Origin of the sequence: Marinobacter sp. C1S70, from assembly GCF_000475355.1 — a bacterium.
Lineage (GTDB): Bacteria > Pseudomonadota > Gammaproteobacteria > Pseudomonadales > Oleiphilaceae > Marinobacter > Marinobacter nauticus.
Window position 1 is genome coordinate 82317 of sequence record NZ_AXBW01000029.1, and the last position, 15832, is coordinate 98148.

The following is a 15832-nucleotide window of genomic DNA, read 5'->3' on the forward strand; positions in this document are numbered from 1 at the left end:
TTATTTTTTTACAGGTTTTGCCACGATTCATTCATCATACTGACTATCTTGCCGAAAATAACCTCTTGCCGGAGCTCTCTTGACCGTTCACGCCGCGCCCATAGTTCTCGATTTCGAGGATGGAATCGACCGAAAGACGCTCAGGCGCCTGCGGGACCGGTTTCTGCTGGTTAACCAGCAGCGCTGGCAGCGGGCGTGCTCGGCACTGACCTACCGGCAGCAGATGGTGCTGGAGTTGTTGCCGCTGGTTTTTCACCGTAACCATCCGGCCTTGCCTGGCTATCTGGATGGTAACTGCCCGGACGGCTTCAGTGGTTACACGCCCGGCCAGGAAGTGCTGGACGCCGCCCGCCGTTACGCCCGTAGCTTTCACTATCGTGACAAGGGCACTCGAAAGCCTGATCTGGACAGTCTGTTCCTGATGGGAAGCCCTGGCACCCTCGGCCACTCGGTGGCCAGTGATCTGGATGTCTGGCTCTGCCACCGTCAGGATTTGCCGGCGTCGGGCATTCGGTGCCTGGAGCGAAAAGCCGAAAAACTGTCGGAATGGGCCGGTGGCCTGGGGGTGGAGCTGCACGTGTTTGTGTTCTCTGCCGCCGATTGGCGGGCCGGGCGACAGCGCGTGGAAGTCACCGGGGAAAACTGCGGCAGCGCCCAGCATTTTCTGTTGCTGGATGAGTTCTACCGCACCAGCATTCACCTCGCCGGCCAATATCCGTTGTGGTGGCTGATCCCGGTAGACCGGGAGGCCGATTACGACCACTGCCGGCGACAGCTGGTGGAGTGTCGGTTTATCCAGGCCAGGGATTACATCGACTTTGGCGCGGTGCCGGACATTCCTCCCGCAGAACTGCCTGGCGCTGGCATCTGGCAGCTCTACAAAGGAATCGATGCGCCCTGGAAAGCCATCCTCAAGCTGCTGTTGATTGAATGTTACGCCACCGACCGGGAGCGACCACTGCTCTCGGCCAGCTTCAAGCAGGCGGTTCACAATGGTGTGATTAGCGCCGATGCCCTGGACCCCTACGTGCTTTTGTACCAGAGACTGGAGCAGTGGTTGCTGGCCCGTGACGGCGCAGATCGGCTGGAGCTGGTGCGCCGAAGCCTGTACCTGAAATCCGGCTTGCCGCTCAGCCGGGCGGGTATGGTAGGTGACCCCTGGCGGGTCGAGTTGTTGCGCAGCCTGGTTGAAGGCTGGGGCTGGTCATCGGAGGATCTGGGCAGGCTGGACGATCGTCAGCGCTGGTGTGCCGAGGAAGTGATGGGGTTACGCCGGCGGGTGGTTGCCGAGCTTACCCACAGTTACCGCTTGCTGGCCAGATTGGCCCGGGAACAGGATGCACAGGCGTCGATCAGCGCCAATGACATCAACCTGCTGGGCCGCAAGCTCTATGCCGCCTTCCAGCGCAAGGCCGGTAAGGTCGAGCTGATCAATCCTGGGCTGGTGCCCTCGCTGGCAGAAGAGAATCTGTCGTTTCACCATCGCAGTGAACAGGGGGCAGCCGGAGACGGCTGGTTGTTGTACCGGGATCTTGAAGATCCGTCCGACGCCTTCTGGCAGCCGGTTATTCGCCGCGCCGGCAACCTGGCTGAGTTGCTTGTCTGGTGTTACTGCAACGGGCTGCTCAGTCGCAGTACACGGTTGAATGTGCGAGCGGGCCAGAGCGTGGCGTCGGTCAGCGAGTTGAAGGAAATACTGGATGTGCTGGCTGGTTTCCTGCCGGTGCCTATGCCCCCGGCGCCCCGGCAGGCCCTGTCCCGTGCAGTACGGCCGTTACGCAACCTGTTGTTGCTGAATGTGGCGGTGGACCCACAGGCTCATCTGACCGAGCGGGGGCTGCATAAACTCAGCGCCCGCAACGACTCGCTCGGGTTCAGTGGGGCCCGGGACAACCTGGTGGTGACCATCGACCAGATTACCCTGAACAGCTGGCACGAAGTCAGTCTGCAGCATTACGCGGCTGGGGATACCCTGATCCAGTGTTTGAAGAATGTGCTCGCTCAGGTGGCGATCAACCCTGCGGAATTGCCGGATATCCGAGTGATGGCGCCCAGCCGGGGGCACGGACAGGCCATTGCCCGGCGTGTGAGTGAGTTGTTTGCCGATGTGCTCCGACAGTTTTTTGCAGGCGGCACCGGCCCCCATCCCTTGCGTTATATCATCGAGATGGATCAGCGTTATTTTCTGCTCCAGTTCAATGGCCAGGAGCCGGGGTTTGTTGCCCTGGATAGCCGCGCGGCATTGATGGATGCCTTGTTCCAGCCCCAGGACAGTTTTCTGCCGGTGGTGCCGGATCGCTATGCTTTGCAGGATGCTCCCCTATTGAAAGCGGTATGTGAAGCCTCCGAAGCCGGTAACATCCAGGTATTCTGGCAGCTGCAGGGAGACCAGGGCCAGCTCTGGGTGGTGGATGAGTATGGCAGTCTGTGGCATCGCCAGCTGAAGGCCCAGCAACGCCGTCATCTACTGGCACCGTTATTGCGATTTCTGGACAGTGTTATTGAGCGCCGGCAGTTGCGCCAGGCAGATAATCTGGAGCCGGTCGCCGGTATCCGGTGTTACGAACTGGTACGCAGGGATGGCCGATGGCTGGCCGATCCGCGGCCAGAACTGGTCGCCGGAATGCCCTTGTCCGGCCTCGAAGTGCAGGCGGTGGGCGTGCAACAGGGTGACAGCATTCTGCGCTTTGATCTGTATTGCAACGATCAGGAGTTTACCGTGCAGGAATATGGCGACCGGTTGATTCCGGCGGTGGCCCATTACATCCGCTCCCTGCGGCAGAGTCCGGACCCCTATCCGGTGTATCTGACTGACCTGCATCTGCCCCACGATCTCGATCCACAGCTGTATCAGCGCGATATCCAGACCAGCCAGTACCTGTTCTACCGGGCGCAGTTGGAAGATGCCCTAAACCAGCACCTGTCCTGAACATGTGAATCCTCGCGGTGCGGCCCGGGTGTCGGGTATACTTCGGCCATTATTCACTCAGGGGATTGGGTATGCAGCTTGGGCTTGTGCGCCGCCTGGCCGTCGCGCTCTCGGTGTTTGTGGTTTTGATGGTATCCGGTTGTGGCCAGAAAGGGCCGCTGTACCGGAACGCGCCGGTGCCCGACGCCGTACCATCGCAGACTGGTGACACCGAGGCAGCTGCGGAGGCGGGCGAAAATGCCGATGAGGACAATGAACAGCCCTGAGCCAGACCACCCGACCTTAAGCTTTCAGGAACAGCATGGATCACTTCAATTACCGTAACGGCGAACTCTACGCCGAAGACGTTGCCGTTGCCGATATCGCCGAGCGCTTTGGTACGCCAGCCTACATCTATTCCCGGGCGACGCTGGAGCGCCATTACCGTGCTTACGATGAGGCCCTGAAGAATCGCCCTCATCTGGTGTGTTATGCGGTCAAGGCGAACAGCAATCTGGCCGTGCTCAATGTGCTGGCTCGTCTGGGGGCCGGTTTTGACATAGTCTCGGCCGGAGAGCTTGAACGTGTGCTTCGTGCCGGCGGGGATGCCGGTAAAGTGGTTTTTTCCGGCGTTGGCAAGCAGGAATGGGAAATGAAGCGGGCCCTGGAGGCCGGCGTTCGCTGTTTCAATGTCGAATCCGACACCGAGCTTGATCGCCTGAACAAGGTGGCTGGCGAACTGGGAGTGAAAGCGCCCATTTCCCTGCGAGTGAATCCGGACGTGGATGCGGGCACTCATCCTTATATCTCGACCGGCCTGAAGGAAAACAAGTTCGGCATTGATATCGCCGAGGCGCCGGCAGTCTATGCCCGGGCGGCCAGCCTGCCCAACCTGGATATCCACGGGGTGGACTGCCACATCGGCTCACAGCTGACGTCGGTTTCGCCGTTCCTGGATGCCCTGGGCCGGGTGCTTTCTCTGATCGACACCCTGGCAGAGCAGGGCATCCGTATCCGCCATCTGGATATGGGGGGCGGTCTGGGTGTGACCTACAACCAGGAAACCCCGCCGCAACCGGCAGATTATGTGAAAGCCCTTAATGAACGCATGGGTGATCGGGAGCTGGAACTGGTGCTCGAGCCGGGCCGCTCCATTGCCGCGAATGCGGGCATTCTGGTGACCCGGGTGGAATTCCTGAAGTGCACCGAACACCGGAATTTCGCCATCATCGATGCGGCCATGAATGATCTGATCCGGCCGGCACTCTACAGTGCCTGGCAGGCCATTATTCCGGTTCAGCCCCATCAGGACAGTGAGGAAAGGCCCTGGGACCTGGTGGGCCCGGTGTGCGAAACCGGCGATTTCCTCGGCAAGGATCGCGCTCTGCGCCTGAAAGCCGGCGATTTGCTGGCGGTGCGCTCGGCCGGGGCCTACGGATTTGTTATGGCCTCTAACTACAACACCCGCAACCGGCCCCCGGAGTTGATGGTGGACGGAGATCAGGTGCATGTGGTTCGGCGCCGGGAGACTCTGGACGACCAACTGGCGCCGGAAAGTTGCCTGCCGGAATGAGCGGGGGGAACGAGATGTCTCAGCAACGACGTGGCCAGGGTCCGGTCCTGCGCTTTACCAAGATGCACGGGCTGGGTAACGACTTCATGGTGGTCGACGCCATCAGCCAGCCATTCCGGCTGGCCCCGGACACCATCCGGGAACTGGCGGATCGCAATTTCGGGATCGGTTTTGATCAGCTGCTGGTGGTGGAGCCGCCGGGGCTGCCGGATGTGGATTTTCGCTACCGTATTTTCAATGCCGATGGCTCGGAGGTGGAACAGTGCGGCAACGGCGCCCGCTGCTTCGCCCGCTTTGTGCGCGATCAGCGCCTGACCAACAAGCGTGTTATCCGGGTCCAGACTGCCAAGGGTGTGATTGAGCTCAAAGTGGGTCGGGATGGCCTGGTAGCGGTCAACATGGGGGTGCCGGAGCTCAACCCCCCCGCGATCCCCTTTGCGGCAGATCAGCGCAAGGATGTGTATACCGTCGACGTGAATGGTCAGACGGTCGAGCTGTCAGCCATCTCCATGGGTAATCCCCACGGAGTGCTGGTGGTGGACAATGTCGATACGGCGCCGGTGGAAAGCCTTGGCCCGCAGTTGGAAAAGCATCCCCGGTTTCCGGCCAAGGCCAACATTGGTTTTCTGCAGGTGATTGATCGCCGCCATGCCCGGTTGCGTGTGTTTGAACGGGGCTCCGGCGAAACACTCGCCTGCGGCAGCGGTGCCTGTGCAGCGGTGGTGGCCGGTTGTCTCCGCGGCTTGCTGGACAGCCGGGTCGAAGTCGAGTTGCGTGGCGGCAGGCTGGTCATTGAATGGCAGGGGGAAGGTACCCCTGTTATGATGGAAGGTCCTGCAACCACGGTATTTGAAGGCCAGTTGCGGCTGCCTGGCGAACCCCAGCCCCGGCGCCGCAGGAGTGCCCGCCCGAACACCCGACCTCATAAAAACGGGGCCTGAACCGATCAGGAGAACACGATGACAGAACAAACGGCCCGCCAGAAGGCCGGCGAACTCACCAGGGAACAGGTCGCAGAATATCTGAGGGCCAATCCGGACTTTTTTATCGGCCAGGACGAGCTGCTGCGCAGTTTGACTCTGCCCCATGACAGCGGCCGGGCGATTTCCCTGGTGGAGCGTCAGGTGCACCTGTTCCGGGAACAGCGGGACACGTTACGCCGGGAGCTGGTGGAACTGGTGTCCATCGCCCGCCACAACGACCGGTTGTTCGAGAAAAGCAAACGCCTGCTGATGCAGGTGATTGAAGCCCGTAACCTGCAGGATATGGCGGCTGCCATTGATGACAGTATCCGGGGTGATTTTGGTCTGGATGCCGCGTCGGTACTTCTGTTCAGTGAAACCGGTCAGCTTCAGTCACAGGGTGCCCTGCATATGGTGGATGCGGCCGCGGCACGCGAACGGTTGGGAAGCCTGCTGGAAGGGGAGCGGGCCGTTTGTGGCCAGTTCCGCGAGAATGAGCGTGAATTCCTGTTCCCGGACCGTGACGAGCCCATCGCCTCCGTTGCCCTTGTGCCCCTGCGCCACGAAGGTCTGGTGGGTGTGTTTGCTGTCGGCAGTTGTGAACCCGGTTACTTTGATCAGAGCATGGGCTCGCTGTTCCTGAGCTACATCAGTGACACCCTGAGCCGGCTTTTGCCGCCCATGCTCAAGCGCCATGGTACCGGCGCTCCGGTGACGGATCTGACGGCGGAGACCGGCCAGGGGTGAGCGTGGCGGCGAGTGACCACAAAGGATCAGCGAGCCAATTGGCGGCGCTGACCGGCTTCATTCGTCATCTGCAATCCGAGAAACGGCATTCACCCCGTACCTGCGAACACTATCAGCGCGACCTTCAGCGGCTGGTCGCCTGGCTTGCGGATAACGGCCTCAATGACTGGTCAGAGCTGTCTGCCCACGATGTTCGGCGCTACGTAGCCCGGCTCAGCCGGGATGGGCTGAGCGGACGCAGCATTGCCCGGCACCTGTCGTCGATTCGGCGTTTCTACCAGTACCTGCTTCGCGAAGGGCTTGCCATCGATAATCCGGCTCTGGACATCAGGGCGCCGAAAAGTGGTCGGCGTTTGCCCCGCGTTGCGGATGTTGATCAGATTGGCCAGTTACTGGATGCCACCCCCGAAGACCCCCTCGAAATCCGTGATCTGGCCATGTTCGAACTGATGTATTCCTCCGGCCTTCGGCTGGCGGAGCTGGCCGGGGCCGATCTGTCGGCTCTGGATCTGAAGGGCCCAGAAATCCGCGTTCTCGGTAAAGGTAACAAGGAGCGCGTGCTGCCGGTCGGCCGCAAGGCCGTGGCGGCGTTGCAACAGTGGTTGTCCTGCCGGCGGGCACTGGTCACCGAGGGTGAGAAGGCACTGTTTGTCAGCCAGCGGGGTACCCGCCTGAGCCGGCGCAGTATCCAGAGTCGCCTGTCTCGCTGGGGTATTCTGCACGGCGCGGACCAGCGTTTGCACCCCCACCTGCTCAGGCATTCCTTTGCCAGTCACATGCTGGAATCCAGTGGCGACCTGCGCGCGGTTCAGGAATTGCTGGGTCATGCGGACATTGCCACAACCCAGGTCTATACTCATCTTGACTTTCAACATCTTGCCCGGGTTTATGATCAGAGCCATCCCCGGGCGCGCCGCCGAACGACCGATCGCACCGGGTGTGAAGAGGAAGACCATCGTGCTGGCCAGTAAGGGAGTAGTTCATGGCATCTGAAGATTCCTGGAAAGAGAAATATCTCAGGGAACTGGAAGAGGCAGAGCATCGGGAAAAACAGTGGGAATCCGAACGTAATCTGCTGGAACGAATGCTGGTACGAACCAGTCTGGCCTCTGAAGGACAGCGACCGGAGCTGGACGAATTGTTGGGTCGGTTGCGGGAGGATATCCGTAAGAAGCAGATCAACCTGCAGCACTGGCGGGAGCTGCAGGACCAGATTGACCGGCAGATTACCCTGCTGGACGAGCAGGCCGGGCCTCAGACTGCGTTGCCGACACCGGAACCGAAAGCCACTGACGACCATGTGGATCTGGCGGATACCACCCAGCGACTGCGAATTGCCCGCCGCATAGGTCAGTTGCTGGGACAACTTTTGCAACAGGCTTCGCTGGAACCGCCTGCCGAAGCGGAAGCCCGGGAATTGCAGCAGACCTTGCTGACCAGCAACGACTGGGAAGTGCTCCGGGAGGGGCTGAACCGGGTCGCCGACCTGGTGATCGCCGCCATTACCCGCAGCCAGCGCGAATTCGAAGCCTTTCTGAAACGCCTGGATGAGCGTTTGCAGGCGTTACGAGAGCATTTTGCCCAGCAGAGTGATGTCCAGACTTGCCGTCAGGACGCCACAGCAATGCTCGACCGGGAAATCCGTGCCGAGCTGGACAGGGTGGCGGATGACATCCGCGCCAGCCACGACATTCAGGCTTTGAAACAGTCAGTCAGCCAGCGCCTGGAATTTATTGGCAGTGCGCTTGAGCGGTTCCGGACGTCTGAAAGCGAGCGCGAAAAGCTCCTGGCAAACCAATTGGAAGCCATGCAGGAAAAAGTCGCGGCCATGGAGGCGCACTCAGAACAGATGCAGGCCCAGGTACGTGAAGAGCGTCAGCGGGCCCTGACCGATCTGCTCACCCAGCTGCCTAACCGTGAAGCCTGGCAGGAACGGCTGTCGTTTGAATACAACCGCTGGTTGCGCTACCGGCATCCTCTCACGGTGGCTGTGTTGGACGTGGATCTGTTCAAGCGTATCAACGATTCCTATGGCCATAAGGCGGGGGATCGCGTGCTGCAGTTGGTGGCCCGGGAGATGAGCACTCGCCTGCGGTCGACGGATTTTATCGCCCGGTTCGGTGGCGAGGAGTTTGTGGTGCTTCTGCCGGAAACGCCCACAGATGAAGCCCGCAAGGTATTGGATTCCCTGCGCGAACATGTATCCGGCCTGCCGTTCCATTTCAGCGGCGAGCCGGTAAGCATTACCTTTTCAGCGGGGCTGACCGGTTTTCAGGACGACGACACCGAAGAGTCGGTGTTTGACCGGGCTGATCGGGCCCTCTATCAGGCCAAGGATGAGGGCCGAAATCGGGTGTCGGTGCTCTGACCCAGCCAATCAGTGCCTTAGCAGGGCATCCAGTTCATCAATCACCTCCGCCCAGTCGCTGTCATCTTCCAGCCCTTCCTCCAGAAAATGGGATTGGCTCTCTGACCAGAAGGGCGCATCCTGGATAGCGACTTCACTGGGTAATGGTGAATGTCGGGCGATGAAATGCTCGACTTCCGATTGACCGGAGGGCAGACCCAGTTGTTCGAACAGGGTGCTCAGGCTGTGTTTGCTGGTGTCCATGGTTACGTACCTCCATCAGCTCATTGGCAAAATGCAATCCTGCCCGTTTGCAGGTATGGTTTTCCTGAAATGTAGTGGACCCGCCGAGGATATCCAGTGAAGTCTCGTTCACAGTTCATGTTTTGCCTCCTGTTGCTGCTTTTTCAAGGGGCCGTGTTGGCGGATCCACCCCAGAATTCGCCGGCGCCCGTACTGGGCGTTGAAGATCTGCGTTGGCTGGCAGAACAGGATGGCTTCAATGTGGGGGTCAGGCATACCCAGGTGCCGCTGGTGTTCGATACCGGGGAGGGGCGCATGGCGGGCATCTGGGTGGACTACCTCAACCGCCTGTCCTCCAAGCTGGGATTGCCCATTGAGCCCTTTCTGATGAACCAGATGCTGGGCACTGAGCGGCCAGAGCCGGACCTGATCCTGACCACCCGACTGCCCGGCGCCCCGGTTATTCCCGGCGTGCGACACACAGCGCCCTTGATGTCACTCACCTACGGGGTGTTTGTAAATGCCGGCGACCCGGCAATCCGGACTCTGTCTGATCTGGAGGCAGCGAAGGTTGTCATTGTCGGCGACGACCCCAATCAGTTTCCGCTGCTGGACCCGGTGGAAAGCTTTACGCCGGTACCGGTTTCCAGCCTGGGTGAGGCGGTCAGCCGGGTTATGTCGGGCGAGGCAGATGCTTTTCTCGGGCCGGTTCCGGTGGTGTCTGACTACCTCGAATCGGCGATGATCAATGGTGTCGGGCTGGCGGTGTTGCTGGATCGGCGACCTGTGGATGTGGTGCTGCAGGTTCCCATTGAGCAGGAGCGCATGTTTCGGGTGTTTGATCGCACGGTATCGTCACTGACCCATCAGGAACATCGCAATATTCGCCAGTCCTGGTTGGCGGGGGAGCTGCCCGAAGTCGAGACCCGAAACGTGGCCCTGACCGCCGGTGAACTGGAATGGCTGGCCAGTAACTCGGAGATTACCGTCGGACTGAGGCCGGACTGGCCGCCGTTCGAGTTTGAACAGGATGGCCGGCCCACGGGGCTGGTCGCCGACTTGCTCAGCCGGCTGGAGAAGGATCTGGGGATTCGCTTCCAGCGAGTGACGGTAGACAGTCGGGCCGGCGCCGAGGAAAAACTGAAATCCGGTGAGCTGGACGTGCTTCCCGGCATGTCCCGCACGCCTCGTACCGAGCAGGAATTCCTGTTCACCCGGGCCTATGTCAACGTGCCCATTGCGCTGGCGATCCGCGACACCGGTCGCTTTATCGGAGACCTGCGTGAACTTCGGGATGAACGGGTCGGCGTGGTAAACCGCCAGGCCAGTCATGACTATCTGCTGATTAATCATCCGAATCTCGACCTCTATCCCCAGCAGACCGTGGAAGACGGGCTGCTTGCGCTTTCCAACGGCGATCTGGATGTGATGGTGACGCATATCCCGGCGGTAAGCTACACGGTGGCACGGCTCGGTCTGTCGAACCTGAGGATCACCAGTATTACCCCTTACCAGTACGATCTGAGACTGGCGGTCAGCCCGGCCCAGCCTGAGCTCCACCGCATTCTGAACAAGGCGCTGGGCAGTCTGCCGACGTCCGAAACCGAAGCCATCTATAATCGCTGGATTCACCTGGATATCGAACAGGAAGCCGATTACACCGTGGTTCGGCGGATCATTCTGATAGCCATCGTGGTGGTGCTGATCTTCCTGTACTGGAACCGCAAACTTTCACTGGAAGTGGATGAGCGAATCCGGTCCGAGAACGCGCTGCGCCGGAGTGAGGATGAACTCCGTGCCGCCAAGCTTGAGGCGGAGCGGCTGGCCCGGGAAGCGGAGGCTGCGAGCCGTGCCAAGAGCGAATTCCTGGCCAACATGTCCCACGAAATCCGAACGCCTATGAACGCGGTGATTGGCTACAGCGATCTGCTCTACAATTCGGTCACAGATCCTCAGCAGCGCAATTACCTCAATGCCATCCGGGCGGGCAGTCGAAGCCTCCTGATGCTGATCAATGACATTCTGGACCTGTCGCGGATCGAGGCCGGCAAGATGCGCCTGGATTTCGGCCCTGTGTCCGTGCGCCGGCTGCTCAGTGATGTCCGCCACATCTTTGACCTGCGGGCAACGGAGCAGGGCATTACCCTGGAAGTGAGCGTGGGGTCGGGTATGCCCTCGGCGATGATGCTGGACGAAACCCGCTTGCGACAGGTGCTGTTTAATCTGGTGGGCAATGCCATCAAATTCACCCACGACGGCGGAGTTACCGTGCGAGCGGTGGCCAAGCCGCTGGGCGAGCCGGCGGATGCCGATTCCGAGGTTTGTTACTACCGGCTGGTGGTGACCGTAGCTGACACCGGTATAGGCATAGCCCCGGACCAGCAGGAGCGCATTTTTGAAGCCTTCGAGCAGCAGGAAGGCCAGAGTTCCCGGCGTTATGGCGGTACCGGGCTGGGGCTTGCGATCAGCCGTAAACTGGTGGAAATGATGGGCGGCAGACTGACCGTGAAAAGTGAGGCCAATGTGGGCTCGACGTTCAAGGTGGTACTGCCCAGGGTAGAAGCGACGGTGGAGCAGGCTGATGACGATGGCGCGCCGGAGGAATCCGAGCGCCTGCTGGCCCAGACCATGAGCATGCATGAGCGGGGCTGGCTGCGGGAAAAACTGGCTGAAGACTTCGGTAATGAATGGCAGGAAGTGCGCGAGAGCGGCGACCCGGAACAGATGAAGGATTTCGCCGTGCGCATTATCGAATGGGGGCAGCGGCACCGCTCATCGTCGGTCACGCGCTACGGTGAGAAGCTGCTGGCGGATGTGGAGGCCTTTAATCTGGATGCGGTGAATACCGCCCTGGATGCATTCCCCCGCCTACTGGGACAGGAATAGCCTGGGCTACAGGCTAGAGGCAGTCAAACTGGGACTGGCGGTCAAAGGCCACGGCCACCATGTCGTAGCCGGAATCCGACAGCGAGCGGATCAGTTCACGATCTTTCAGCAGGGTCATGCACACTTTGTGTACGCTGGCCTGGAGTTGTTCGGCGGCCGGCTGTTGGTTCGGAAAGCGGAAATCCACAATCAGGTATTTCCGGTCTACGCTGGCCCGGGCGGGAATGTCCTCGCGCTCGATGCTTTCATAGCCTATGTAGGTGGCTTCATTGGCCTGAAAAACCTGGCTCATCAATACATCCAGGTTTTCGGCGGATACCTGCGCCGATGACAAGCCGAGCACCAGACCAGAGAGAAGGGCGGTAATGTTGGTGCGCATGTGAGGCTCCCGGAACGTAATCTGCGATTCTTGTTAGTGTAACCAAGTGTAAAGTTTGGTTACAGTTGATTGTTGCAGAGTGTGGCTTACTTTTCCTCCTGTGGACGCTGGATTTTTCAATTGTTTGCAATGCTGAAATGATTTCCGGATGGTAAGGCCCGGCGTTGGTTAATGCCTGTTGTGGCCTGTGATTTCAGCTATCATTGACCAACAGTTGTTGTAAAAGCAGAGGGATAGCCATGTACCAGCTCGTGTTCAAAGGAGAGTGCACACCAGGCACCGATCTGGAAACCGCTCGCAACAATGCCCGGGCCCTGTTCAAGGCCAGCGTCGAGCAGCTGGACCGCATGTTCAGTGGGCAACCGGTCGTCATTCGTAACAAGCTTGAGCAGGTTCAGGCCGAGAAGTATCTGGCGGTGCTGAAAAAACACGGAATGGTGGCGTATGCACAGCCGATGCCCGGAGCCGAGCCGGCCAGACCAGCACCGGCGCCCTCTGCTCAGACTCTGGCCTCACAGCCGGTCCCGCCACAGTCTCCGGCACCAAAGTCGGCGCAACCGGAAGCGAAATCCGGTAACACTCCAGCCGTTGAACCGGGCGATCGCCTGCCAGTGGCCGGCGAAAAGGTGGATGATATTCTGGCCGGTTCCGGCCTGAGCCTGGACCCGGTCGGGGTGACTCTGGTTGAGCATCAGGAGGCTGAGGCACCGATGTTTGAGCATCTTGATGACTGGACACTGGCTCCGGCCGGCAGTGATCTGGGTATAAAACGGGATCTCCCCCCACCGGTTGTGCCGGATACCTCCCATCTGTCACTGGCCGACGATGACAATAAACAGAGCTCGTGACGGGATTGTGAGCACTCGTTGGCCGTCCTGGTTGCTGTGCATTCTGCTTGTCCTGCCCGTATTCCCTTCTGCTTTCGCCGATGCTGGCGCGAGTAGCGCTCGCCCAACCATTGGCCTGGTGCTCAGTGGCGGTGGCGCCAAAGGTATGGCCCATGTCGGTGTATTGCGGGTGCTGGAAGAAATGCAGGTGCCGGTTGATGTGGTGGTCGGTACCAGTGCCGGATCGGCCGTTGCCGCCCTCTACGCCACCGGGATGCCGGTGGAAGAAATTGAAAAGCGCTTTATCGGGCTGGACTGGCTGTCCAGCTTTCGCGATGACCCGGGCCGGGCCTACAAGCCGGTGCGCCGAAAGCAGGACGATTGGCGCCTGCCTCTGGTGCCGGGTATTGGCGTCGGTTCCGAGGGCGTTCGGTTTGGTGGCGGACTGGTTACCGGCCAGAATCTCGGGTTTATTCTCAATGAGCTGACCCGTAACGCCGCGCTGGTGGATGACTTTGATCAGCTACCCATCCCCTTTCGGGCTGTGGCCACTGATCTGGAAACCGGTGTTGAAGTGGTGATTGGCGACGGCAACCTGGCCGACGCCATTCGTGCCAGTATGAGCATTCCCGGCGTATACGCCCCGGTGGAAAGAGGCGGGCGATTACTGGTGGATGGTGGGGTGGCCAACAACCTACCGGTCAGCGTGGCCCGGGACATGGGGGCTGATGTGGTCATTGCCGTGGATATCACCGATCCGCTCATGACCACAGAGGACATGCGCGAAGCTTTTTCAGTGGTCGGGCAGCTCACCACGCTGATGACCCGGCGCAACACCGAATTACAGCTGGGCCTGTTAACCGATCGCGACATTCTGATCCAGCCAGATCTGCAAGGCCACACCTCTGCCGATTTCTACGACGCGCCGGTGCTGTTTGAGCTGGGGGCCAGTGGAGCCAGGGATCATGCTGTGGCCCTGAACCGGCTGGCGGTGTCTGACTCGGAGTGGCGGGATTACCGTGCACGGCTCCGGGCCGAGAAACTGGCACCGGGGCCGGTCGTCCGGATCGAATTCCGTAAAGGCGACCGCCTGGCCAGTGATTTTCTGCGCGAGCGGATCCGGCAGAAAGAGGGTGAGCCGCTCGATGTGGAGCAACTGGAAGCCGATCTCAAACGCATCTACGGGCTGGGGTACTACGAGACCGTGTCCTGGTCCATGCGTCCTTCCGAGGCCGGCCCCGTGCTGATTATCCAGGCCAGGGAGAAGAGCTGGGGGCCCAACTATCTGTCGTTTGGCCTGAATTATGAGGACAACTTCGACGGCGATACACGATTCAATCTGGCCACCGGGTTACGGATGACCGAACTCAATCGCCTTGGCGCGGAATGGCAGACCGGGCTCCAATTAGGCACCCAGCCCTGGGTGCGTAGCCAATGGTACCAGCCTCTGGATTACGGTTATGACCGGTTTGCGGTGGTTGGGGTTGAATATCGCCGTGATGATTACAGTGTCTACGACAACGGCGACCGTATTTCCGAGATAGATGTGACCTTTCGGGAAGTGGATCTGGCCCTTGGCATGGAACTGGGTGGCGATGGCGAGATCCGATTGGGTTATGTCCGTGGCTATGCCACCGTGGATGACGAAGTGGGCGTTCCGGTTGCACCTTCCGGTAAGGTGCATCAGGGCTACGGCAGCCTGCAACTGGTGCATGATTCCCTGAGTGATGCCTTCTATCCGAAATCCGGTGCTTTTGCCGGTATCCGGGCCAGAGTAGAGCGGGAAGAACTCGGCAGTGACCGGGAGTTCGATGCCCTCACCGGCATGTTGCTGGGAACCGGCACCTGGCAACGTTTCAATCTCACCGGCTTGCTGTATACCCGGCAGGTCATCAGCGGTGAACCGGGCGTTGAGAACGCAGCGCGCCTTGGCGGCTTTCGGCAGTTGTCAGCCTACGCCCCGGGCGAGATCACAGGAAATGATGCCGTTTTACTGGCGACCTGGGCCCGGCGTGAATTCGGCGGGCCGGTGCTGCCGTGGTTCACCGGCCTGGGATTTGAGACCGGCAATGCCTGGGAGACGATGGATGATGCCACCTGGTCCGGGCTGGTGCGATCCTGGAGTGTTTTCGCCGGGGTGGATACTTTCCTGGGGCCGGTACAGCTCTCGGCCGCCTATAACAACGAAGACGAATGGACCGCATACCTCAATATCGGCTTCTCATTCACCCAGCTGTTCTACTGAGTTTTCGCGGTATCAGTTGTTCAGAGCAGATAGCACCTGCTCACACTGCTGAACGGCATACCTGTGCAGGATATCTGCCAGTGCCTGTTCGTCCCGTTCCCGTATTATCCGGATGGATTCTTCCATGTGCACCAGGTTGTCTTCCAGAACCTGTTTGCCGCCATGGCGGAAGGCGACAAAGGCGCAACGCTTGGCAGAGGGCCAGAGATCCTCGATGGCCGAGACAATAAAGTAATTGTCGGCGTACACCAGTGAGGCTTTGGTGTATTCAATACCCAGCTCCAGAAACGCCATCAGATCGTTGTTCTGAAAACGGTCCCGCATCTGCTCGTACAGGGATTCCAGCCGCTGCATGTCATTCGGTTGCCACTGACGCACCAGCTTCCGTCCGGTGTGAGTCAGGTACAGTTCCAGAGTCTCATAGAGACTGCGGACAAAGTGTTCATCCAGCGGCGTGACGAACGCGCCTTTGCGGGGGACGTTACGCACCAGATGGCGCTTCTCCAGCAGCAGCAGGCCTTCCCGGATGGAGCCGTGGCTGACATCCATCTGCTTGGCCATGGCACTTTCATAGATGCGCTCGCCGGAACGGAGTTGCTCGAAGGCAATCAGGTTTTCAATGTGACGAGCGACCTGTTCGGTCAGGGTTTCTCTGGGTTTGAATGCGTTCATGAAATGGTCGTTTACAGCATCAGTCGAGCGCTCATGTTCGCAC

The 15832-nt window shown here is 59.9% G+C and carries 13 protein-coding genes; 10 read left to right on the forward strand and 3 right to left on the reverse strand.

The annotated features are described in order from the left end of the window. Positions 1-79 precede the first annotated feature (79 nt). The 7 genes from Q669_RS10090 to Q669_RS10120 all read left to right on the forward strand — a co-directional run bounded on the left by Q669_RS10090 (position 80) and on the right by Q669_RS10120 (position 8558). Positions 80-2929, forward strand: a complete 2850-nt coding sequence (locus Q669_RS10090; RefSeq protein ID WP_011784037.1) for a class I adenylate cyclase — start codon at positions 80-82, stop codon at positions 2927-2929. A 71-nt stretch (positions 2930-3000) separates the two neighbouring features. Further along, the gene (gene lptM / locus Q669_RS10095; protein WP_022992130.1) at positions 3001-3195 is read left to right on the forward strand and encodes an LPS translocon maturation chaperone LptM; all 195 of its coding nucleotides are present in this window, start codon (positions 3001-3003) and stop codon (positions 3193-3195) included. 35 nt (positions 3196-3230) lie between these two features. After that, a complete protein-coding gene (gene lysA / locus Q669_RS10100; protein ID WP_011784039.1) occupies positions 3231-4481 on the forward strand; it encodes a diaminopimelate decarboxylase in 1251 nt (416 codons plus the stop codon). A 14-nt stretch (positions 4482-4495) separates the two neighbouring features. Next, a complete protein-coding gene (gene dapF, locus Q669_RS10105) occupies positions 4496-5422 on the forward strand; it encodes a diaminopimelate epimerase (protein ID WP_031209911.1) in 927 nt (308 codons plus the stop codon). Positions 5423-5440: 18 nt separating this feature from the next. Further along, positions 5441-6190: a DUF484 family protein gene (locus tag Q669_RS10110; protein ID WP_011784041.1), complete on the forward strand. Its 750-nt coding sequence runs from the start codon at positions 5441-5443 to the stop codon at positions 6188-6190. Next, positions 6187-7161, forward strand: coding sequence for a tyrosine recombinase XerC (gene xerC / locus Q669_RS10115; RefSeq protein WP_031209908.1), 975 nt, complete (start codon positions 6187-6189; stop codon positions 7159-7161). The genes Q669_RS10110 and xerC overlap by 4 nt, the downstream gene beginning before the upstream one ends. Before the next feature lie 11 nt (positions 7162-7172). Continuing rightward, entirely contained in the window at positions 7173-8558 is a 1386-nt protein-coding gene (locus Q669_RS10120; RefSeq protein ID WP_022992133.1) for a GGDEF domain-containing protein, read from the forward strand. A gap of 9 nt (positions 8559-8567) precedes the next feature. Here the strand turns inward: Q669_RS10120 and Q669_RS10125 are convergent, their stop codons facing one another. Beyond that, on the reverse strand, positions 8568-8801 hold the full coding sequence (locus tag Q669_RS10125) for a DUF2789 domain-containing protein (RefSeq protein ID WP_011784044.1): 234 nt from the start codon (positions 8799-8801) through the stop codon (positions 8568-8570). Between the two features lie 117 nt (positions 8802-8918). Here Q669_RS10125 and Q669_RS10130 point away from each other — a divergent pair, with 117 nt between their 5' ends. Then, on the forward strand, positions 8919-11666 hold the full coding sequence (locus Q669_RS10130; protein ID WP_023008370.1) for an ATP-binding protein: 2748 nt from the start codon (positions 8919-8921) through the stop codon (positions 11664-11666). A gap of 13 nt (positions 11667-11679) precedes the next feature. Here the strand turns inward: Q669_RS10130 and Q669_RS10135 are convergent, their stop codons facing one another. After that, on the reverse strand, positions 11680-12045 hold the full coding sequence (locus tag Q669_RS10135; RefSeq protein ID WP_011784046.1) for a hypothetical protein: 366 nt from the start codon (positions 12043-12045) through the stop codon (positions 11680-11682). A gap of 239 nt (positions 12046-12284) precedes the next feature. Here Q669_RS10135 and Q669_RS10140 point away from each other — a divergent pair, with 239 nt between their 5' ends. Both Q669_RS10140 and Q669_RS10145 read left to right on the forward strand, forming a co-directional pair. Then, on the forward strand, positions 12285-12893 hold the full coding sequence (locus tag Q669_RS10140) for a hypothetical protein (protein ID WP_022992135.1): 609 nt from the start codon (positions 12285-12287) through the stop codon (positions 12891-12893). Further along, on the forward strand, positions 12871-15117 hold the full coding sequence (locus tag Q669_RS10145) for a patatin-like phospholipase family protein (protein WP_052000803.1): 2247 nt from the start codon (positions 12871-12873) through the stop codon (positions 15115-15117). Before Q669_RS10140 ends, Q669_RS10145 begins: the two co-directional genes overlap by 23 nt. A gap of 12 nt (positions 15118-15129) precedes the next feature. Here the strand turns inward: Q669_RS10145 and Q669_RS10150 are convergent, their stop codons facing one another. Next, a complete protein-coding gene (locus Q669_RS10150; protein WP_022992137.1) occupies positions 15130-15789 on the reverse strand; it encodes a GntR family transcriptional regulator in 660 nt (219 codons plus the stop codon). Positions 15790-15832: the final 43 nt, after the last annotated feature.

Coding starts and splice junctions, on each gene's coding strand:
- Q669_RS10120 (WP_022992133.1), top strand. CDS start 7,173: ATGGCATCTGAAGATTCCTGGAAAGAGAAATATCTCAGGGAACTGGAA.
- Q669_RS10140 (WP_022992135.1), top strand. CDS start 12,285: ATGTACCAGCTCGTGTTCAAAGGAGAGTGCACACCAGGCACCGATCTG.
- lptM (WP_022992130.1), top strand. CDS start 3,001: ATGCAGCTTGGGCTTGTGCGCCGCCTGGCCGTCGCGCTCTCGGTGTTT.
- dapF (WP_031209911.1), top strand. CDS start 4,496: ATGTCTCAGCAACGACGTGGCCAGGGTCCGGTCCTGCGCTTTACCAAG.
- Q669_RS10145 (WP_052000803.1), top strand. CDS start 12,871: ATGACAATAAACAGAGCTCGTGACGGGATTGTGAGCACTCGTTGGCCG.
- lysA (WP_011784039.1), top strand. CDS start 3,231: ATGGATCACTTCAATTACCGTAACGGCGAACTCTACGCCGAAGACGTT.
- Q669_RS10125 (WP_011784044.1), bottom strand. CDS start 8,801: ATGGACACCAGCAAACACAGCCTGAGCACCCTGTTCGAACAACTGGGT.
- Q669_RS10130 (WP_023008370.1), top strand. CDS start 8,919: ATGTTTTGCCTCCTGTTGCTGCTTTTTCAAGGGGCCGTGTTGGCGGAT.
- Q669_RS10150 (WP_022992137.1), bottom strand. CDS start 15,789: ATGAACGCATTCAAACCCAGAGAAACCCTGACCGAACAGGTCGCTCGT.
- Q669_RS10110 (WP_011784041.1), top strand. CDS start 5,441: ATGACAGAACAAACGGCCCGCCAGAAGGCCGGCGAACTCACCAGGGAA.
- Q669_RS10135 (WP_011784046.1), bottom strand. CDS start 12,045: ATGCGCACCAACATTACCGCCCTTCTCTCTGGTCTGGTGCTCGGCTTG.